This is a genomic window from Burkholderia sp. WAC0059 (assembly GCF_002870125.1).
Classification (GTDB): Bacteria; Pseudomonadota; Gammaproteobacteria; order Burkholderiales; family Burkholderiaceae; genus Paraburkholderia.
The window spans coordinates 23,601-43,035 of record NZ_PNEO01000026.1 but is presented as its reverse complement, the minus strand read 5'-3'; the positions used below and the strand labels follow the sequence as shown (position 1 = coordinate 43,035).

Sequence of the window (19,435 nt, the reverse complement as noted above, 5' to 3'; positions counted from 1 at the left end):
GCGCGCGATCACGGCGGGCGGCCTGCTCTCGCTGCCGAAGCTCGTGTTTGCCGGCGGTGCGCTCGTCGGCGACGACGCGGGCTTTCTCAACGTCTCGCGCATCAAGGGCAGCCACGCGGCGATCAAGACCGGCATGCTCGCGGCCGACGCCGCGTTCGAAGCCGTGCAGGCCGGCCGCCAGCACGACGAACTGACCGCCTATCCCGCCGCGTTCCGGCAGTCGTGGCTCTACGACGAGCTCTACCGCTCGCGCAACTTCAAGCAGTGGATGAGCAAGGGCCTGTACCTGGGCACGCTGATGGTCGGCATCGAGCAGAAGCTTCTCGGCGGCAACGTGCCGTGGACGCTGCATCACGCGCATCGCGACAACGAAACGCTGCGCCCGGCCTCGCAATGCAAGCCGATCGAGTATCCGAAGCCCGACGGCAAGCTGACCTTCGACCGCCTCTCGTCGGTATTCATCTCGAACACGAACCACGAGGAAAACCAGCCGGCGCACCTGACGCTCAAGGACGCGAACGTGCCCGTGGACGTGAACCTGCGCACCTACGCGGGCCCGGAGGCGCGCTTCTGCCCGGCGGCCGTCTACGAATTCGTGAAGAACGACGACGGCGCCGAGCGGCTCGTCATCAACGCGCAGAACTGCGTGCACTGCAAGACCTGCGACATCAAGGACCCCACGCAGAACATCGTCTGGGTCACGCCCGAAGGCGGCGGCGGGCCGAACTATCCGAACATGTGATCGATGCGCCGCCGGGCGCGGGCCGCGATGCCGCGCTTCCGGTCGCCCCGGCGCGCGTTCTGGTCGGCCCGTCTTCGCGCCGCGTCGTGTCCGGCGTCAATTCCCGCGTCGGTCGGCGCGCGCGGCGATGCGCGGCGTCGTCACGACGACGTCGCCGCACTGCGCGCGGTGACGCAGCGCGTGGTCGATCAGCACGAGCGCAAGCATGGCCTCGGCGATCGGCGTCGCGCGAATGCCGACGCAGGGATCGTGGCGGCCGAACGTCTCGACCGTCGCGCTCGCGCCGGCCTTGTCGATCGAGCGGCGCGGCGTGCGGATGCTCGACGTCGGCTTGATCGCGATCGATACCGTGATGTCCTGCCCCGTCGAGATGCCGCCCAGCACGCCGCCGGCGCGATTGCCGACGAATCCGTCGGGCGTCAGCTCGTCGCCGTGCTGCGAGCCGCGCTGCGCGACGCTCGCGAAGCCCGCGCCGATCTCGACGCCCTTCACGGCATTGATGCCCATCATCGCGTGCGCGATGTCGGCGTCGAGCCGGTCGAAGAGCGGCTCGCCCCAGCCCGCCGGCACGCCCGACGCCACGACGCCGATGCGCGCGCCGATCGAATCGCCGTCCTTGCGCAGCGCGTCCATGTACGCCTCGAGTTGCGGCACGATGTCCGCGTTCGGCACGAAGAACGGGTTCTCGCCCACGTGCTTCCAGTCGACGAACGGCACGTCGATTTCGCCGAGCGCGCTCATGTAGCCGCGCACCTCGACGCCGAAGCGCTCGCGCAGCCACTTCTTCGCGACCGCGCCGGCCGCGACGGTCGGCGCGGTCAGCCGCGCCGACGAGCGGCCGCCGCCGCGGTAGTCGCGAATGCCGTACTTCTGCCAGTAGGTGTAGTCCGCGTGGCCGGGCCGGAACGTTTCGGCGATGTTGCCGTAGTCCTTGCTGCGCTGGTCGGTGTTGCGGATCACGAGCGCGATCGGCGCGCCCGTCGTCTGCCCTTCGAACACGCCCGACAGGATTTCGACCCTGTCGTCCTCCTGGCGCTGCGTCACGTGGCGCGACGTGCCCGGCTTGCGGCGGTCGAGCTCGTGCTGGATGTCGGCTTCGGCCAGCGCCATGCCGGGCGGGCAGCCGTCGATCACGCAGCCGATCGCGGGACCGTGGGATTCGCCGAAGGTCGTGACGGTGAAAAGCGTACCGAGCGTGTTGCCGGACATGGCGGTCGTCCAAAGTAAAACGGGGAATTCGTCATTATGCCAGTCCGTCGCACGCGCCGCGCCGTCCGTCGGCGGGCGCGGCGCAGGCCAACGCAGACAGCCGTCAGCGCGCCGGCGCCGCGTCGCGCCGCCCGGCGGAGCGCTCCAGCAGGGCCTTCAGCCGCTCGGGCGTCGCCGCGCCGGGCTCGAGCGGCTCGCCGACCGTCAGCGTCAGCCGACTCGTCAGGCCGGTGCGAGGCGCATGCGCCTCGCCCTGCCCCGTCGGCGGGCGTCCGGCCGGCACGCGCCCCCGCTGCCCCGACAGCGTCACCGGCACCACCGGCGCCGGCGCGCGCGCCAGAATCCGCGCGACGTCGGGAAGAAACGACCCGGAATCGCCCGGCCGCGCGAAAACGCAGACGAGTTCGCCCTGCTCCAGCGCCTGCGCGACCGGTTCGATAGCATCCCGCGCCCCCGCCGCGCGCGCGGCGGCCGCCGGAATCGCGCGCGAGCGGCGCAACAGCCATCCGGTAAGCGATGCGTCGAGCAGCGCGGACGCAACGACGAGACGCACCGGCCTCGGGCTTGCCACCAGCATCGCCAGCGCGCCGGCCGCGTCCGTTCCCCCGCAGACGAGCAGCGCCGGCCCGCGCGCCGGAATCCTCGCGTCGTGCTCGAGCCGCGCCCGATGGACCGTGCGGCCGAGCCCCCACAAGACGAAGCGCAGCAGAAACGCCGGTTCGATCAGGTAGATCCCGCCGGCGAGCGCGACGTTGAGCAGCGCCGTGACGAGAAAGAGGCCGGGAATACCGACGCCGGCCGCCGTCAGCGCCATCGCCATCAGCGAGGACACGATCATGAACAGCGAGTTGAGGATGTTGTTCGCCGCGATGATCCGCGCGCGGTGACCCGGCTCGCTGCGGCTCTGGATCAGCGCGTAGAGCGGCACGCTGTAGAAGCCGCCGAACATCGCGAGCAGGAACAGGTCGGCCAGCACGCGCCAGTGCGCGGGCTGCCGCAGGAACGCCGCCACCGTCAGCAGGTGCGCCGCGCGCGGCAGCGCATGACTCGCGAAGTACAGGTCGATCGCGAACGCGCTCATGCCGAGCGAGCCGAGCGGCACGAGGCCGATTTCGAGGCGCCGGCGCGAAAGCCGCTCGCACAGCAGCGAACCGAGGCCGATGCCGAGCGAGAACATCGCGAGCAGCACCGTCACGACGTCCGGGTCCGCCGAGAGCACGTCCTTCGCGAAATTGAAGAACGACGCGAGGAACGTCGCGCCGACGAACCAGAGCCAGGAAATGCCGATGAGGCCCAGAAAGACCATGCGGTCCCGATGCGCGAGCTTGAGGTTGCGCCAGGTCTCGCCGAACGGATTCCAGTTGATCCGGAGCCCGGACTGGACCGGCGGACAGGCCGGCACGAAGTGGGAGACGAGACGGCCCGCGAGCGCGATCGCGAGGCACAGGCCGCCTAGCATCTCCACGCCGGCGATTCCGCCGTTACCGCTGCCGCCGGCGTCGCCGCCGAGCCCCGCGGCGACCCCGCCCGCGATCGTGCCGACGAGAATCGCGACGAACGTGCCCATCTCGACGAGCCCGTTGCCGCCGACGAGCTCCGCGGTCCCGAGCTGCTGCGGCAGATACGCGTACTTGACCGGCCCGAACACGGTCGAATGCACGCCCATCAGGAACGTGCAGGCGTAGAGCAGCGGCGCGCTGTGCAGCCAGAAACCGGCCGCGCCGACGAGCATGACGGCAATCTCGAACGTCTTGACCCCGCGCATGAGCATCGCCTTGTCGTACTTGTCCGCGATCTGACCCGAGGTGGCGGAAAACAGCACGAACGGCACGATGAAGATGGCCGAGATCAGGAAGGCCGCCGTTTTGGGATCGACGCCGGAAAAACGCGCAGCCTGGTAGGTGACGAGCGACGTGAAGCCGATCTTGAACACGTTGTCGTTCATCGCGCCGAAGAACTGCGTCCAGAAGAACGGCGCGAACCGGCGCTCGCGCATCAGCCGGAACTGCGAGGCATGGCCGGGCGCCGCGTCGGGCCGGCGCCGGGAAACCTGAATCGGACGATCGCTCATCGGGAGGAGAAAACCGGAGCCGGGAATCGGCGCAAAGCCCTACGCTACACGATCAACGTGACATGAAAAAAGCGCGCCTCGCGCGCGCTTTCTCCGTACCGGCGGCCCGTCCGGCACCGCCGCAAACACCCTTTTCTTCAGCGGGCCGGGTGCCGCTCCTCTTCCGGCCAGTCGCGGATGTAGGCCTTCAGCATGCGGTTCTCGAAGCCCTGCTCCTCGACCACCGTCTTCGCGACGTCGTAGAACGAGATCACGCCCATCAGCATGCCGCCCTCCATGACGGGCAGATAGCGGACGTGATGGTCGAGCATCATCCGGCGCACCTCGTTGACGTCCATTTCGGGCTGACACGTGATCGGATGGCCGTCCATCACCTGGCGGATCGTCGTGTCGCCGAGGCTGCCGTCGTTCTTGCGCAGCGTCACGATGATTTCGCGAAACGTCAGCATGCCGACGAGGCGGCCGTATTCCATCACCACCAGCGAGCCGATGTCGTGCTCGGCCATCGTGATGACGGCGTCGTGCAGCAGCGTGTCGGGCGTGACGGTGAAAAGGGTGTTGCCCTTGACTTTGAGAATGTCGCTCACGCGCATGATGAGTCTCCTGGCAGTGCGGGCCGCAAGCGCGCGAACGAAACGCGAGAATACGGCCGGAATGGAAGCAGGACGGCGAACCGGGGCAGAGCGATCCGGCCGCGAAAATCCTGCGAAAACCTTAAACGGGGTTCCCGATCCTATCGGAAAGGTTCGTAAAAAGAAAGTTGCGTGGCCGACAAAAAACGGACTCGCGCCCGAAAACGAAACTTTCTCCGCGTATTCCCTGGGCGGAACGCCGGGCAAGACGCAACGCGGCTCTCCGGCCCCCGGGTCCGATCGGGCCGCTACGGGCCCGCGACGGACCGCGCCTTACGCGGCCGGACGCGGCACGCGCGCGCCGGCGCGCGCGTCCGCGCCCGCGTGTTCGGCCGGCTCGCGACGCGGCGCGAGCAGCGCGGCGAGCGGCGCGGCCAGCCGGTCGCTGTCGAGCGTGCCGAGCAGCGCGGCCGCGTCGATCCGGCTCGACTTGAGCCGCAACTGGTAAGCGAGCTCCCGGCGGTCGATGACGAAAAGCCCGAACACGCTCGCGACGGGAATCCGTGCCGGATTGGCGAGCAGCAGGAACCGGTCTTCCGCGCTGCCGGAAACGAGCCGCGCGGTCAGCTCGATCTGCTCGAGCCCCTGGAGCAGCCGCGTCACGGTCGGCAGATCGCGCCGCAGCATCCGCGCCAGTTGCGGCGCGGTGCAGCCAGGCTGCCCGGCCTCGCGCGCGTCGGCGAGCCGCGCGATCAGTTCCAGCGCGTCGAGCAGGTCGCTGCCGGGAAAGCGCGGCCGCTCGAAGCGGCCCGTGCGGATTTCGGGCAGCGCCGAGGCGATCATCGCGCCCGCCAGCGTGATGAACCAGCTCAGGTAGACCCAGAGCAGGAACATCGGCGCGGCGGCGAACGCGCCATAGACGGCCGTATAGGTGGGAATGCGCCGCACGTAGTAGCCGAACCCGTGCTTGGCCGCCTCGAACGCGACGGCCGCCGCAATGCCGCCGACCGCCGCGTCGCGCCATTGCACGCGGCAGTTCGGCAGGTAGACGTAGAGCATCGTGAACGCGAGCGCCGTCAGCGGCAGGGCCACGCCCGCGAGCGCCCATTCGAGCAGCATCGCGTGTTGCTGATGCGCGAACGCCACCGAGCGCGTGAAAACGTACGAGGAAATCGACAAGCTCATACCGATCAGGATCGGCCCGAGCGTGAGCACCGCCCAGTAGACGAGCACGCGCTGCGCGAGCGGCCGCGGCTTGCGCACGCGCCAGATCACGTTGAACGCCGACTCGACCGTCATCATCGTCATGACCGAGGTGACGATGAGCACGATCATCCCCATCGTCGTCAGCCCCTTGGCCTTGGACGCGAACTGGTTCAGATAGCGGAAGATTTCGCTGTTGATCTGCGCGGGCATCAGGTGCTGGGCGAGAAAGCCCTGCAGCGAACTCTGGAACGAGGCGAAGATCGGGAACGCCGTGAAGAGCGCGAACGCCACGGTCGCGAGCGGGACGACCGAGAGCAGCGTCGTGAACGTGAGGCTGCCCGCCACCTGGGGGATGCGGTCCTCGTCGCCGCGCTTCATGGCGAAGCGCACGAGCCGCCTTGCGGTCGCCAGATCGATCCGAATTTCCGAGAACCCGCTCATGTGCCTGCCTTCCTCGAACGGTGCGCCGCCGGCGCGGCCAACCCGGGCCCTATAATAGCCCGTTCACCGCGCGAGCCTCATGAAAGACATTCTTGTGCTTTATTACAGCCGCCACGGCGCGACCCGCGAGCTGGCGCTCGCCATCGCGCAAGGCGTGGACAGCGTGCCCGGCGCCGCCGCGCGCGTGCGCACCGTGCCGCCCGTGTCGGCCGTCTGCGAGGCCGTCGCGCCGGACATTCCGCCCGACGGCCCGCCTTACGCGGAGCTTCGCGATCTCGAGGAATGCGCCGCGCTCGCGCTCGGCTCGCCGACGCGTTTCGGCAACATGGCCGCACCGCTCAAGTACTTCCTCGACGGCACGACGCCGCAGTGGCTCGCGGGCGCGCTCGCCGGCAAGCCGGCCTGCGTGTTCACCTCGACGGGCAGCCTGCACGGCGGCCAGGAGAGCACGCTGCTCTCGATGATGCTGCCGCTGCTGCATCACGGCATGCTGCTCGTCGGCATCCCCTACGCCGAAAGCGCGCTGACGACGACGCTGACGGGCGGCACGCCCTACGGCGCCTCGCACCATGCGCGGACGGGCGCGTCGGGTGAGGGCCTGTCCGCCGACGAACGGGCCCTTGCCTTCGCGCTCGGCGCGCGCCTCGCCCGCACGGCGCTGAAGCTCGACGAACGGTCCTGAGCGGCACGGGGCACGATCGACCACGGCCGGCCTCATCGGCACGGACGCGACGGATCATGCCCACGTGACCCGCGGCCGAGACAGTCGATGCAGCCCTTTCGGTCCGTCAACCTTTCGAGCCCGCATGGCTCGGGCCTGCCCGGCGGCCCGCCCGGAGCCATCGGACAGACGCGGCCCCGCCCGAGGTCGAGGTCTCCGGCAAAGCGCGCCGCCGCCCGCCGTGTCACACTTTCATACTTGCCCCGAATCCTTCACCCGGCCCGCCGTTCTCCCGCTCCGTCCCGTTGCGGCGGCGCGCGCGGCCCGCGACTCCCGACCATGATCGACGCCGCCCACCCCCGTCCCGCCGTCCCATCCTTCGTCGCGGCCTGCGCCGACGCCATCGGCGCCCCGCACGTGCTGACGCAGGCGCCCGACACCGCGCCCTACCTGACCGACTGGCGCCGCCGCTTTACGGGCGCGGCCTGCGCGGTGCTGCGTCCGGGCACCGCCGACGAAGTGGCCGCGCTCGTGCGGCTCGCCGTCGAACACGGCGTCGCGCTCGTGCCGCAGGGCGGCAACACCGGGCTCACGGGCGGCGCGACGCCGGACGCGAGCGGCAGGCAGGCGCTGCTGAGCCTGCGGCGGCTCGATCGCGTCCGCGAAATCGACGCGCACAACAACACGATCACCGTCGAGGCCGGCGTCGTGCTGGCCGACCTGCAGGCGCGCGCGGCCGAAGCCGGCCGGCTCTTTCCGCTCTCGCTCGCGGCCGAGGGAAGCTGCACGATCGGCGGCAACCTCTCGACCAACGCCGGCGGCACCGGCGTGCTGCGCTACGGCACCACGCGCGAGCTGTGTCTCGGCCTCGAAGTCGTGACGCCGCAGGGCGAGGTCTGGGACGGCCTGCGCGGGCTGCGCAAGGACAACACCGGCTACGATCTGCGCGATCTGTTCGTCGGCGCGGAAGGCACGCTCGGCATCGTCACGGCCGCCGTCATGAAGCTGCATCCGCAGCCCGCCGCGCGCGTCACGGCGCTCGCCGCGCTCGGCTCCGCCCACGCGGCGCTCGACTTCCTCGCGCTCGCGCAGCGTTTCGCCGGGCCGCTGCTCACGGGCTTCGAGCTGATGTCGGACTTCTGCCTCGCGCTGGTGCGCCGGCATTTCCCGCAACTGCGCTATCCGTTTTCCGGCAGACATCCGCAGATCGTGCTACTCGAGCTCTCGGACAGCGAAAACGAGACGCATGCGCGCGCGCTGTTCGAGCGCCTGATGGAACACGCGCTCGAAGCCGGGCTTGTCGAGGACGCCGTGGTGGCCGAAAGCCTCGCGCAATCGCGGGCGTTCTGGAACCTGCGCGAGCACATTCCGCTCGCGCAGGTCGAGGAAGGGGAAAACGTCAAGCACGACATCGCCGTGCCGATCTCGCGCGTCGGCCGCTTCATCGAGGAGACCGACGCCGCCATCGCCCGCGCCGTGCCGGGCGCGCGCATGGTCACGTTCGGCCATCTCGGCGACGGCAACCTGCACTACAACGTGCAGGCACCCGAGGGCGTCGACCCGGCGCGGTTTCTCGTCGAGCACGAAGAGCGGCTGAACCGGATCGTCTACGACAGCGTGCACCGGCACCGCGGCACGATCAGCGCCGAGCACGGGCTCGGGCAGCTCAAGCCGAACGAGGCCGCGCACTACAAAAGCGCCGTCGAACTGCGCCTGATGCGCGCGCTGAAGACGGCGCTCGACCCGCTCAATCTGATGAACCCGGGCAAGGTACTGGCCTGAGCGCCGGGCCGCCCCCTGCCTGACCGGGAGAACCGATACCGTGAGAATCCGTGTGCTGTCGGACCTGCATCTGGAAAACGACGAGCCCGACGCGATCGCGCACGCCGACGCCGACCTGGTGGTGCTGGCCGGCGACATCCACAACCACGCGCTCGGCCTGCGCTGGGCGGCGCAGACGTTCGCGCCCGGCGTGCCGGTCGTCTACGTGCCCGGCAACCACGAGTATTACGACGGGGAATTCGGCGCGCTGGAAGCGGCGATGCAGGACGCCGCACGCGCCACGGACAACGTGTGCTTTCTGAACAACGCGGCCCTCGTCGATCCGGCGGGCCGCTGGCGCGTGCTCGGCACGACGTTGTGGGCCGATTTCCGGCTATTCGGCGCCGACGATGCGGCCCGCGCCGCCGCGATGACGGCCGCCCAACGCGTGATGATGGACTTTCACGGGCCGATCCAGGTGGCTTGGCCGGGCGGCCCCGGCGAGGCCTCGCGCGACTTCACGCCGGCCGATTCGCTCGCGCTGCACGAGACGGCGCATGCCTGGCTCGAGGCCGAACTCGCCCGGCCGTTCGGCGGCACGACGATCGTCGTCACGCACCATGCGCCGCACCGGCACAGCCTCGCGCCGCGCTACGCCGACGAACTGGCGTCGGCGGGCTTCGTCAGCAACCTCGGCGCGCTCGTGGGCCCGCCCGTCTCGCTCTGGATACACGGGCACACGCACACGAGCTTCGATTACGACGTCGACGGCACGCGCGTCGTCTGCAACCCGCGCGGCTATCGGGACCGGCGCACCGGCCGGATGGAGAACGACGCGTTCGCGTGGGACAAGGTCGTCGAAATCTGACTCCGCCGCGGGGATCGGCGGCAACGGAAAAGGCGGCGGGTTCAGGCGCGAACGGGACGCGGCCCGTCGCGCCGACCGACGCGGATCAGCGATCGCGCTCGCCGTCGCCGCGCGCGCGCAGCGACACGGGTTGCAGTTGCGCGCGGCGCATGCGCAGCAGGTCGCGCGACGCCGCGATGCCGACCAGTCCCATCATCACGGCGATGCCGATCAACAGATGCGTGCTCATTGAAAATCCTCGGGGTCTCTCGAATGTTGCCTTGCGCCCGCACGCGCCCCGCGTGCGGTCCGACGAACATTACCAAAGCGCGCGCGCCCAAGGCGTAAGGAAGTGTTGCGACGCGGCCCGTCTGTAACAGGCCGTCACCGGCGCGCGCCCGGCGCTGCACGCGAGCGTCCCGGGGAGCCGGCTCACACTGATAACGGGCTGGCGAACGAGCCTTTGCGCTCGCCCGCGCAAGGCGGAAAGAAGAGCGGGCGCGAACCGCCCCTAGACGCGCGCGTAGCGGCCGAGCTCGGCCTCGTCCTGGCCGAGCGTCGCCGGCATCTGCTCGCGCAGCAGTTCCACCCAGGTGCGGATCTTCGCGTCGAGATACTGGCGCGACGGATAGACCGCGAAGACGTTCATCTCCTGCGACTTGTACTCGGGCAGCACCCACACGAGCTCGCCGCTGCGCAGCCACTGCATCGCCGAGTAGAGCGGCAGCAGGCCGATGCCCATGCCCTCGCGCACGGCGACGGCCTGCGCCTCGGCCACGTTGACCTGGAAGGTGGCCGCGCCGAGCTCGATCGTCTCGGTGCCGCCGGGCCCGAGGAACTGCCACTGCGAGGCCGGGGACACGGGCGAGACCATCTGCAGGCACACGTGCCCCGCGAGGTCGGCCGGCCTCTTCGGCACGCCGCGCCGCGCGAGGTAGGCCGGCGAGGCGCAGGCGATGCTGTACGCGGCACCGAGCCGCTGCGAGACGAAGCCCGAATCGGGCAACGCCGCCGCGAGCACGAGCGCCACGTCGTACCCCTCGTCGAGCAGATCCGGCACGCGCTGCGCGAGCGTCAACTCGACTTGTACCTCGGGGTAGCGCTGCTGGTAGCGCCCGATCGCCGGCACGACGTAGTGCTGGCCGAAGCTCGCCATCGCGTGGACTTTCAGCCTGCCCGACGGGCGCGCGTGGGCGTCGCCGGCCTCGGCTTCGGCCTCCTCGACGTACGCGAGAATCTGCTCGCAGCGCTGCAGGTAGCGCTCACCCGCCTCGGTCAGCGCGATGCGCCGCGTCGTGCGATTCAGAAGCCGCGTGCGCAGATGCGCCTCCAGGTCCGATATCGCCCGCGAGGCATAGGCCGTCGTCGTGTTCAGGCGCTGGGCGGCGCCGGTAAAGCTGCCGGCTTCGACCACCTGGGCGAATACGCGCATGTTTTGGAGCGTGTCCATACGATCCCCTCTCAGACCTGCGGATTGCTGCGGATTGTTACATGTCCTGCAAGGTTTTTTATCTCAGAAACGGTAAAGATGCCTTACATCCTTACGGGTTATTCGGCAATCCCCCAAAAAATATAATTCGTCACACCGTTCTATCGCCATTTGGGGAGTCAATCGTGCAGTCTCCGGTACCGAAAGGGCTCGCGACACTGGCGTCTCTTACGCTCTCGTTGATAATCGCGGGATGCGCCAGTACCGGAGGCATCGCGCCGCAGGCGCATCGCCTCGACGCGTCCGCGCTCGACGCGGGCGCTGCCATCCGGGCCGCCGACGCCGACGCGCACTGGCCCGCCGGCGACTGGTGGCGCGCCTACGGCGACCCGCAGCTCGATGCCTGGGTCGAAGCCGCACAGGCGGGCAGCCCGACGCTCGCGCTTGCGCAGGCCCGCGTGCGCGAGGCGCACGCGCTCGCGGGCGTTGCCGCGGCGGGACTGCTGCCGCAGATCAACGGCAACCTCTCGATGGAGCGCCAGCACTGGGCCGACAACGTCTATTACGGCCCCGGCTCGCTCTCGAACACGACCACCTGGGACAACACGGCGACGGTCGGCCTGTCCTACCGCCTCGACCTCTGGGGCCACGACAAAAACACGGCCGAACGCGCGCTCGACGCGGCCCATGCGGCGGCGGCCGACGCGCGCGCCGCGCAGCTCGAATTGCAGGTCGACGTGGTGCAGGCCTACGTCGACCTCTCGATGAACTACGCGCTGCTCGACATCGCGAACGCCACGCTCGCCGAGCAGCAGAAAATCCTGGGCTACGCGCAGCGACGGCTCGCCGCCGGCCTCGGCACGCAACTCGAAGTGAGCCAGGCACAAACGCCGATCCCCGAATACGAACGGCAGATCGACGCGCTCGACGAGGCGATCCAGCTCGACCGCAGCCAGTTGGCCGCGCTGGCCGGCAAGGGCCCGGGCGCGGGCGACGCGCTCGCGCGGCCGGCGCTCTCGCTCGCCGCGCCGATCGGCCTGCCCTCCACGCTGCCGGCCGAGCTGCTCGGCCATCGCCCCGACATCGTCGCCGCGCGCTGGACCGTGGCAGCCCAGGCGCGCGGCATCGACGTCGCGCGGGCGCAGTTCTACCCGGACATCGACCTCGTCGCGTCGCTCGGCGGCTATGCGGCGGGCGGCCCGATCTTCCAGTTCCTGCACGCGGCGAACGGCGGCTGGACCGGCGGACCGGCCCTCTCGCTGCCGATCTTCGACGGCGGACGGCTGCGCGCGCAGCTCGGCGCGGCGTCGGCCGGCTACGACGAGGCCGTCGACCAGTACAACGAGGCCGTCGTCGCGGCGCTCAAGGACGTCTCCGACCAGATCATGCGGGCCCGCTCGCTCGCAACCCAGGAGACCGACGCGCACCGCTCGGTGGCGGCAGCGCAGCGCAACTTCGACCTCGCCGAGGCCGGCTATCGGCGCGGCCTGACCGACTACCTGGACGTGCTCGTCGCGCAGGGCCAGTTGCTGCGCGCGCAGGAAGGCGTCGCGCGCATTCAGGCCGAGCGGCTCGCCGCGCACGCGACGCTCGTCGCGGCGCTCGGCGGCGGCGCGATCGACCCCGCGTCCGCGCCGACCGGCGACGACGAATTGCCGGCGCACGGCCGCAGCCCGCAGCATCTGCTGCCCGCGATGCCGGCGGCCCGGCTCGGGCCGGCGTTGCCGGCGCTGCCGGACGAAGCCGCCGCGCGAACGGCGGCGAACCCGGCGCCGACCCCGACCACGCCAGCGTCGGCACAATAAAGGAGCCGGCCATGCAGACCCCCGCCTCCCGTCCCGCGCGCGCCGGCGCGCTCCTCGCCGCCTTCGCCGACTGGGCCCGCACCGACGGCCAGACCTGGATCTATCTGTTCAAGGCCGTCGGTGCGGGGCTGCTCGCGCTCGGCGTTTCGATGAAGCTCGACCTGCCGCTGCCGCGCACGGCCATGACCACGGTCTTCATCGTGATGCAGCCGCAAAGCGGCGCCGTGTTCGCCAAGAGCTTCTACCGCGTCTGCGGCACGCTCGTCGGGCTCGTCGTGATGCTCGCGCTGATCAGCCTCTTTTCGCAGCAGCCCGAGCTCTTCATCGTCTCGACGGCCCTCTGGGTCGGCCTCTGCACGGCCGGCGCCGCGCGCAACCGCAACTTCCGCTCGTACGGCTTCGTACTGGCCGGCTACACCGCCGCGCTGATCGGCCTGCCCGTCGCCCAGCACCCGAACGACGCGTTCATGACGGCGCTCACGCGCGTGGCCGAGATCGTCGTCGGCATTCTCTGCTCGGGCCTCGTGAGCGCGGTGGTGTTTCCGCAGTACGCGGGCGAGCAATTGCGCACCACGGTGCGCCGGCGCTTCTCGTCGTTCGTCGACTACGTGTCGGCCACGCTGGCCGGCCAGGTGGACCGCTCGCAGGTCGAGGCGACCCAGACGCGCTTCATCGCCGACATCGTCGGCTTCGAGGCGACGCGCAGCATCGCCGTGTTCGACAGCCCCGACGCGCGCATGCGCGGCGGCCGGCTCGCGCGCATGAACAGCGAGTTCATGATGGCCTCGACGCGCTTTCACGCGCTGCACCAGCTCATGAACCGACTGCGCAGCGCCGGCTCCGGCGCGACGATCGACGCGCTGGAGCCGTATTTCCGCGAAATCGCGCCGCTGCTGCGCACGCCGCACGGCGAGCCGGTCGCGACGGCGGCCGATGCGATCCACGTGTCGCGCCAGATCGAGGCCTGGCGCGACGCGCTGCCCGAGCGCGTGCGCGCGACGCGCGCCGGGCTCGAGCGGCACCCCGAAGCCCACCTGCCCGACTTCGACACTGCGACCGAGCTGCTCTACCGCTTCCTCGACGATCTGCACGAATACACGGCCACCTACGCGTCGCTCGCCGTCGACGCGCACGCGCGCGAACGCTGGATCGAGCGCTACGAGCCGAAGACCAACCTGTTCGCGGCCGGCCTCTCGGGCGTGCGCGCGGCCGTCGTGATGACGGTGCTCGGCGCCTACTGGATCGCCACGGCCTGGCCGAGCGGCGCGACGCTCGTGCTCAACGCGGCGGCGCTCTGCGCGCTCGCCTCGTCCTCGCCGAACCCGACCCGCACCTCCGTCCAGATGGCGCTCGGCACCGCGCTCTCGTCGTTCGTCGGCCTCGTGATCACGTTCGGCATCTTTCCGCACATCGACGGGTTTCCGCTGCTCTGCGCGGTGCTCGCGCCCGCGCTCGCGCTCGGCGTCTACCTGAGCACGCGCCCGCGCCATGCAGGCTACGGCGTCGGCTACTGCATCTTCTTCTGCTTTCTCGCCGGTCCCGACAACGTGATCCGCTACGACCCGATCGCCTACATGAACGACGCGCTCGCGCTCGTGCTCTCGATGGCCGTCTGTGCCGCGGCCTTCGCCGTGTTCGTGCCGACCTCGGCGCGCTGGATCATGGCGCGCCTGCTCGACGACCTGCGCGGCCAGGCCGTGCTGGCCTGCCGCTCGCGGCTGCGGCGGCTGCGCAACCGCTTCGAAAGCGGCGCGCGCGACCTGACGTTCCAGATCAACACGATCGCCGGCGTCGAGTCCGGCCTGCGGCGCGACGCGCTGCGCTGGCTCTTCTCGGTGCTCGAGGTCGGCAACGCCGTCATCGACCTGCGCGCGGAGCTGGCGGCGCTGCCCGACCATCCGCGCTACGGCAAGACCATGCCGTGGCGGCAGGCCATCGGCGCGACGTTCGAGGCCGTGAGCGCGCTGTTCTCGCGTCCGCAGGCGCGCCGCCACGCGCGCGCGATCGCGGCGACCGACGCGGCCATCGCCGCGGGCGAGGAGGCGCTGCATCGCCTCGATCCGCCGCCCGGAGAACGCCGCCAGTTGCAGCGCATCCTGAGCCATCTGCACTTCATCCGCACCGCGCTCATCGACCCGCAATCGCCGCTCGAACCGTTCGCCGCCACGCAGGCCGCGCCGCAAGGAGATCACCATGCCCCGTGACGTCGCGCTCTTCGACGCCTACGTCCCCGCGATCGTGCTGCTGTTCGTGCTCGGCGCCGCGCTCACGTGGGCGCTCGACTTCGTGCTGGCCCGCGTCGGCCTGTACCGGCTCGTCTGGCACCCGTCCCTGTTCCGCGTAAGCCTGCTCGTCTGCGTGTGCTGCCTGCTGGGACTCGCCGTTTACCGTTGATTCGAAGCCAATCATGACCATCCGCAACATCGTCGGCTTTCTCGCGACAGCCGCCATCTTCGTCGTCGCGATCCTGATCGGCCGCGTGCTCTGGGTCCATTACATGGACGAACCCTGGACGCGCGACGGCCGCGTGCGCGCCGACGTCATCAACGTCGCGCCGGACGTCTCGGGCTACGTCGTCGCGCTGCCCGTGCACGACAACGAGTTCGTAAAGAAGGGCGACCTGCTCATGCAGATCGACCCGTCGCACTACCAGATCGCCGTCGAGCAGGCCGAGGCGACCGTAGCCGCGCGCAAGGCCGAACTGACGATGCGGCTCGACGACGCGAAACGCCGCGCCGACATGGACAGCCTCGTCGTCTCGGCGGAGAGCCGCGAGAACGCGGCGCACACGGCCAACGCCGCGCAGGCGCAGTACGAGGAGGCGCTGGCCGCGCTCGACGCCGCGCAGCTCAACCTCTCGCGCACGCGCGTCGTCGCGCCCGTGGACGGCTACGTGACGAACCTGAACGTGTTCCGCGGCGACTACGCGATCGCCGGCTCACCGCGGCTCGCGATGATCGACAGCCACTCGTTCTGGGTCTACGGCTACTTCGAGGAAACCAAGCTGCCGCACGTGAAGGTCGGCGACGCGGCCGAGATCAAGCTGATGAGCGGCGGCGTGCTGCAGGGTCATGTGGAAAGCATCTCGCGCGGCATCTACGACCGCGACAACCCGCAAAGCCAGGAACTGCTCGCCGACGTGAACCCGACCTTCAACTGGGTGCGGCTCGCGCAGCGCGTGCCCGTGCGCATCCACATCGACCGCGTGCCGGACGGCATCATGCTCGCGGCCGGCACGACCTGCACGGTGGTGGTGAAGCCGGGTTGAAGCGGGATTAAAGCGGGGTCGCGCGACTCGCGGCCCAGGCGGAGAGAAACCGCTTGAGGATGCCCGTCGAGTAGGTTCCCGCGATGTCCGTGAGAAACGATGCGAACGAGGTGCTCGCATGCTCGTCGGCCGTATCCGAGATCGTCCGGACCACGGCGCACGGCACGCCGTACTCGTGGCAGACCTGGGCGAGCGCGGCGCCCTCCATCTCGACGGCGAGCGCGTCGGGCAGCAGGTCGCGCAGCGTGCCGACGGCCGAGGCGCTCGCGACGAACTGGTCGCCGCTGACGATCAAGCCCCGGTGCACGCGCGGCAGCGCCGTGCCGAAGTGCGCCGCGAGCGACGCGCCCTCCTCGGCGAGAAATTGCTCGCACGCCTGCGCAAGCGCGGCGGCAAGCACGGCGTCGGCGGCAAACCGCGCCTGCCCGAGCAGCGGAATCTCGAAGCGCGGAAAGAGCGGCGAAGCGTCCATGTCGTGCTGCACGAGCGTTTCGCCCACGACGACGTCGCCGATCCGCACGTCCCGCCCGACGCCGCCGGCGACGCCCGTGAACACGATGGCCTCCGCATCGAACGCGTGGATCAGCGCGCTCGCCGTAGCCGCGGCGGCCACCTTGCCGATGCGCGCGAGCGTGACGACGCACGGCGCGCCGTGCACGGTGCCGACGTGATAGTCGCGCCGGCCGTGGGTCAGCGTCTCGACGCCGGATTCAGCGCGCATCGTCGCGAGCAGGTCGCCGAGTTCTTCGGGCAGCGCGGCCAGCACGCCGAGCGGACGCCTCGCGGCGCGTAACGGGAGATTCATCGCGTTTCGGATCGGGTAAGGAAAAGCATTACGATTCGACGGCCTGGAGCTTTGCTACGGCGAGCGCGAGCCATTTCTCGCCGTGGCGCTTGAAGCGGACCTGCGCCTTCGCGTCGGCCCCGTCGCCTTCGAGCGCCGTAATCGTACCCTCGCCGAATTTCGTGTGGAACACCTGCTGGCCGACGCGAAAGCCCGTCTGCGCGGCGCGCTGCTCGTCGGCGAACGCGGGCAGCGGCGCCGCCGCCTCCACGTAGGCGTCGCGCCGGTCGGGCCGCGCGAACCAGTCGCGGCCCCAGCCCGCGTTGTCGCCGAGGCCGGCCCGGCCGCCCCAGCGCGAACCGGCCTCGACTTTCGGTGTGAGCCACTTGAGCGCTTCCTGCGGCAGTTCGTCGAAAAAGCGCGAGCGCACGTTGTAGCGCGTCTGCCCGTGCAGCAGCCGGCTCTGCGCGAACGAGAGGTAAAGCCGCTCGCGCGCGCGCGTGATCGCGACGTACATGAGCCGGCGCTCCTCCTCGAGCCCGTCGGACTCCATCGCGCTGTTCTCGTGCGGGAAAAGCCCTTCCTCGAGCCCCGTGATGAACACCGCCGTGAATTCGAGCCCCTTGGCCGCGTGCACGGTCATGAGCTGCACGGCGTCCTGGCCCGCCTGCGCCTGGTTGTCGCCCGCCTCCAGCGAGGCGTGCGAGAGGAAACCGGCCAGCGGCGTCATCAGGTCCGGGTTCTGCGCAGGGTCCGTGATGCCGGGCGCGTCGAACACCTCGACGACCTCGCCCGCGTCGTCCACGATCTCCGGCGCGGCGCTCGCGCCGGGGCGCAGCGGAATCGAGCGCGCCGGCGTATCGAGCCCGTAGCCCTCCTCGCTGACGAACGCCGTCGCCGCATTGACGAGTTCCTGCAGATTCTCGAGCCGGTCCTGCCCCTCGCGTTCGGCCTGATAGAAATCGGCGAGGCCGCTCATGCGCACCGTGTATTCGACCGTCTCGGGCAGGCTCATCTGCTGCGTCTCCGCGCGCATCTTCGCGACCAGGTTCGCGAACGCCGCGAGGCTCGAACCGGCCTTGCCGGCCACGTAGGGAATCGCCGCCGCCATCGGGCAGTCGTACTGCCGCGCCGCGTCGGCCAGTTGCTCGAGCGAGCGGGCGCCGATGCCGCGCGCCGGGAAGTTGACGACGCGCACGAACGCCGTGTCGTCGTTCGGATTGTCGATCAGGCGCAGGTAGGCGAGCGCATGCTTGATTTCCTGACGCTCGAAAAAGCGCAGCCCGCCGTACACGCGGTACGGAATGCCCGCGTTGACGAGCGTGTGCTCGAGCGTGCGCGACTGCGCGTTGCTGCGGTAAAGCACGGCGACCTCGTGGCGCGCGAAGCCCGTGTTGATGAGCGCGCGGATCTCCTCGACGATCCAGCCGGCCTCCTGGGCGTCGGTCGCGGCCTCGTAGACGCGCACGGGTTCGCCGTGGCCCGCGTCCGTGCGCAGGTTCTTGCCGAGCCGGTGCGTGTTGTGCTCGATGAGCTGGTTGGCCGCGTCGAGAATGTAGCCGTGCGAGCGGTAGTTCTGCTCGAGCTTGATCAGATGCCGGACGCGGAACTCCTCCTCGAAGTCGCGCATGTTGCCGACGTTCGCGCCGCGAAACGCGTAGATCGACTGGTCGTCGTCGCCGACCGCGAAGATCGCGTTGCCCGGGCCGGCCAGCATCTTGAGCCACGCGTACTGCAGCCGGTTGGTGTCCTGGAACTCGTCCACGAGAATGTCGCGAAAGCGCGCCTGGTAGTGCGCGCGCAGCGGCGGATTGTGCGCGAGCAGCTCGTAGCAGCGCAGCAGCAATTCGGCGAAGTCGACGACGCCCTCGCGCTGGCACTGCTGCTCGTAGACTTCGTAGAGCTCGACGAACTTGCGGTTGAAGTTGTCCGTCACGTCCACGTCCTTCGGACGCAGCCCCTGCTCCTTCGCGTTGTTGATGAAGTACTGGAGATTCTTCGGCGGATACTTCTCGTCGTCGACGTTCAGCCCCTTCATGAGCCGCTTGATCGCCGAGAGCTGGTCGGCGGTGTCGAGAATCTGGAACGTCGAGGGCAGCCCCGCGTCGCGGTAATGGGCACGCAGCATGCGGTTGCACAGGCCGTGGAACGTGCCGATCCACATGCCGCGCGTGTCGATCGGCAACAGCGCCGAGAGGCGCGTCATCATCTCGCGCGCGGCCTTGTTCGTGAACGTGACGGCGAGCACGGTGGCCGGCGAGGCGAGCCGCTGCCGGATCAGCCACGCGATGCGCGTGATCAGCACGCGCGTCTTGCCGCTGCCGGCCCCGGCCAGGATGAGCGCCGGCTCGTTGGGCAACGTGACGGCGGCGAGTTGTTCGGCGTTCAGGTTCGCGAGCAGATCGGGCATGGAATGCGGCGGGAGTCGGAGGGCGCGCGACGCGCGGTCGATGGCGGTTCGTGCGCGACATTATAAGTCGCAGGGCCGCCGAAGGTCGGCCGCCGCCCGCGGCAGTCGCGGCCCCGGCCAGCGAGCGGTCGCGGCGGCGGGAAAAGCTGCAAAATGGGTTCGCAAACGGTACATGGAGCGTCACGCGCGGCTCATCCCCTTATAATTCAAGGTTTCCGCCCTCGTTCCA

General features: G+C 69.9%; 16 protein-coding genes. 8 read left to right on the top strand and 8 right to left on the bottom strand.

The annotated features are described in order from the left end of the window. The coding region (locus CY652_RS21600) for an electron transfer flavoprotein-ubiquinone oxidoreductase (protein ID WP_180970721.1) at positions 1-742 on the top strand (742 nt) is incomplete at its 5' end. 96 nt (positions 743-838) lie between these two features. On the opposite strand, the gene aroC is transcribed toward CY652_RS21600, so the two are convergent. From aroC to CY652_RS21580, 4 genes are all read right to left on the bottom strand, one after another. Further along, complete coding sequence (gene aroC, locus CY652_RS21595) at positions 839-1,951, bottom strand: chorismate synthase (RefSeq protein WP_102132761.1); 1,113 nt, start codon at positions 1,949-1,951, stop codon at positions 839-841. Positions 1,952-2,054: 103 nt separating this feature from the next. Beyond that, positions 2,055-4,022 (bottom strand): MFS transporter, encoded by a 1,968-nt coding sequence (locus CY652_RS21590; RefSeq protein WP_102132760.1) that lies wholly within the window; start codon positions 4,020-4,022, stop codon positions 2,055-2,057. Between the two features lie 137 nt (positions 4,023-4,159). Then, a complete protein-coding gene (locus CY652_RS21585) occupies positions 4,160-4,615 on the bottom strand; it encodes a CBS domain-containing protein (RefSeq protein ID WP_102132759.1) in 456 nt (151 codons plus the stop codon). A gap of 312 nt (positions 4,616-4,927) precedes the next feature. Then, complete coding sequence (locus CY652_RS21580) at positions 4,928-6,241, bottom strand: YihY family inner membrane protein (RefSeq protein ID WP_102132758.1); 1,314 nt, start codon at positions 6,239-6,241, stop codon at positions 4,928-4,930. A 79-nt stretch (positions 6,242-6,320) separates the two neighbouring features. Here CY652_RS21580 and wrbA point away from each other — a divergent pair, with 79 nt between their 5' ends. The 3 genes from wrbA (at position 6,321) to CY652_RS21565 (ending at position 9,531) form a co-directional block, all read left to right on the top strand. Further along, positions 6,321-6,923: an NAD(P)H:quinone oxidoreductase gene (gene wrbA, locus CY652_RS21575; RefSeq protein ID WP_102132757.1), complete on the top strand. Its 603-nt coding sequence runs from the start codon at positions 6,321-6,323 to the stop codon at positions 6,921-6,923. A 318-nt stretch (positions 6,924-7,241) separates the two neighbouring features. Beyond that, a complete protein-coding gene (locus CY652_RS21570; RefSeq protein WP_102132756.1) occupies positions 7,242-8,684 on the top strand; it encodes an FAD-binding oxidoreductase in 1,443 nt (480 codons plus the stop codon). 40 nt (positions 8,685-8,724) lie between these two features. Continuing rightward, positions 8,725-9,531, top strand: coding sequence for a metallophosphoesterase (locus tag CY652_RS21565; protein WP_102132755.1), 807 nt, complete (start codon positions 8,725-8,727; stop codon positions 9,529-9,531). Between the two features lie 85 nt (positions 9,532-9,616). On the opposite strand, the gene CY652_RS24610 is transcribed toward CY652_RS21565, so the two are convergent. Both CY652_RS24610 and CY652_RS21560 read right to left on the bottom strand, forming a co-directional pair. Then, positions 9,617-9,760 (bottom strand): hypothetical protein, encoded by a 144-nt coding sequence (locus CY652_RS24610; protein WP_180970720.1) that lies wholly within the window; start codon positions 9,758-9,760, stop codon positions 9,617-9,619. 261 nt (positions 9,761-10,021) lie between these two features. After that, the gene (locus CY652_RS21560) at positions 10,022-10,960 is read right to left on the bottom strand and encodes a LysR family transcriptional regulator (protein WP_102132754.1); all 939 of its coding nucleotides are present in this window, start codon (positions 10,958-10,960) and stop codon (positions 10,022-10,024) included. 164 nt (positions 10,961-11,124) lie between these two features. On the opposite strand from CY652_RS21560, the gene CY652_RS21555 reads away from it, so the two are divergent. Genes CY652_RS21555 through CY652_RS21540 form a run of 4 tightly spaced genes read left to right on the top strand, consistent with a single transcriptional unit; the run spans position 11,125 to position 16,012 of the window. Further along, positions 11,125-12,744, top strand: coding sequence for an efflux transporter outer membrane subunit (locus CY652_RS21555; protein ID WP_102132753.1), 1,620 nt, complete (start codon positions 11,125-11,127; stop codon positions 12,742-12,744). Between the two features lie 11 nt (positions 12,745-12,755). Further along, entirely contained in the window at positions 12,756-14,948 is a 2,193-nt protein-coding gene (locus CY652_RS21550; protein ID WP_102132752.1) for an FUSC family protein, read from the top strand. Then, positions 14,938-15,138, top strand: a complete 201-nt coding sequence (locus tag CY652_RS21545; RefSeq protein WP_102132751.1) for a DUF1656 domain-containing protein — start codon at positions 14,938-14,940, stop codon at positions 15,136-15,138. The genes CY652_RS21550 and CY652_RS21545 overlap by 11 nt, the downstream gene beginning before the upstream one ends. 13 nt (positions 15,139-15,151) lie before the next feature. Next, complete coding sequence (locus CY652_RS21540; RefSeq protein WP_102132750.1) at positions 15,152-16,012, top strand: efflux RND transporter periplasmic adaptor subunit; 861 nt, start codon at positions 15,152-15,154, stop codon at positions 16,010-16,012. Between the two features lie 7 nt (positions 16,013-16,019). On the opposite strand, the gene CY652_RS21535 is transcribed toward CY652_RS21540, so the two are convergent. Both CY652_RS21535 and CY652_RS21530 read right to left on the bottom strand, forming a co-directional pair. Beyond that, positions 16,020-16,817, bottom strand: coding sequence for a 5'-methylthioadenosine/adenosylhomocysteine nucleosidase (locus tag CY652_RS21535; RefSeq protein WP_102132749.1), 798 nt, complete (start codon positions 16,815-16,817; stop codon positions 16,020-16,022). A gap of 28 nt (positions 16,818-16,845) precedes the next feature. Continuing rightward, positions 16,846-19,206 (bottom strand): UvrD-helicase domain-containing protein, encoded by a 2,361-nt coding sequence (locus CY652_RS21530; protein WP_102132748.1) that lies wholly within the window; start codon positions 19,204-19,206, stop codon positions 16,846-16,848. Between the last annotated feature and the right edge of the window lie 229 nt (positions 19,207-19,435).

Bases quoted from the DNA above. Each gene is read 5' to 3' on its own strand.
- aroC (WP_102132761.1), bottom strand. From the start codon at position 1,951: ATGTCCGGCAACACGCTCGGTACGCTTTTCACCGTCACGACCTTCGGC.
- CY652_RS21590 (WP_102132760.1), bottom strand. From the start codon at position 4,022: ATGAGCGATCGTCCGATTCAGGTTTCCCGGCGCCGGCCCGACGCGGCG.
- CY652_RS21585 (WP_102132759.1), bottom strand. From the start codon at position 4,615: ATGCGCGTGAGCGACATTCTCAAAGTCAAGGGCAACACCCTTTTCACC.
- CY652_RS21580 (WP_102132758.1), bottom strand. From the start codon at position 6,241: ATGAGCGGGTTCTCGGAAATTCGGATCGATCTGGCGACCGCAAGGCGG.
- wrbA (WP_102132757.1), top strand. From the start codon at position 6,321: ATGAAAGACATTCTTGTGCTTTATTACAGCCGCCACGGCGCGACCCGC.
- CY652_RS21570 (WP_102132756.1), top strand. From the start codon at position 7,242: ATGATCGACGCCGCCCACCCCCGTCCCGCCGTCCCATCCTTCGTCGCG.
- CY652_RS24610 (WP_180970720.1), bottom strand. From the start codon at position 9,760: ATGAGCACGCATCTGTTGATCGGCATCGCCGTGATGATGGGACTGGTC.
- CY652_RS21560 (WP_102132754.1), bottom strand. From the start codon at position 10,960: ATGGACACGCTCCAAAACATGCGCGTATTCGCCCAGGTGGTCGAAGCC.
- CY652_RS21550 (WP_102132752.1), top strand. From the start codon at position 12,756: ATGCAGACCCCCGCCTCCCGTCCCGCGCGCGCCGGCGCGCTCCTCGCC.
- CY652_RS21545 (WP_102132751.1), top strand. From the start codon at position 14,938: ATGCCCCGTGACGTCGCGCTCTTCGACGCCTACGTCCCCGCGATCGTG.
- CY652_RS21540 (WP_102132750.1), top strand. From the start codon at position 15,152: ATGACCATCCGCAACATCGTCGGCTTTCTCGCGACAGCCGCCATCTTC.
- CY652_RS21535 (WP_102132749.1), bottom strand. From the start codon at position 16,817: ATGAATCTCCCGTTACGCGCCGCGAGGCGTCCGCTCGGCGTGCTGGCC.
- CY652_RS21530 (WP_102132748.1), bottom strand. From the start codon at position 19,206: ATGCCCGATCTGCTCGCGAACCTGAACGCCGAACAACTCGCCGCCGTC.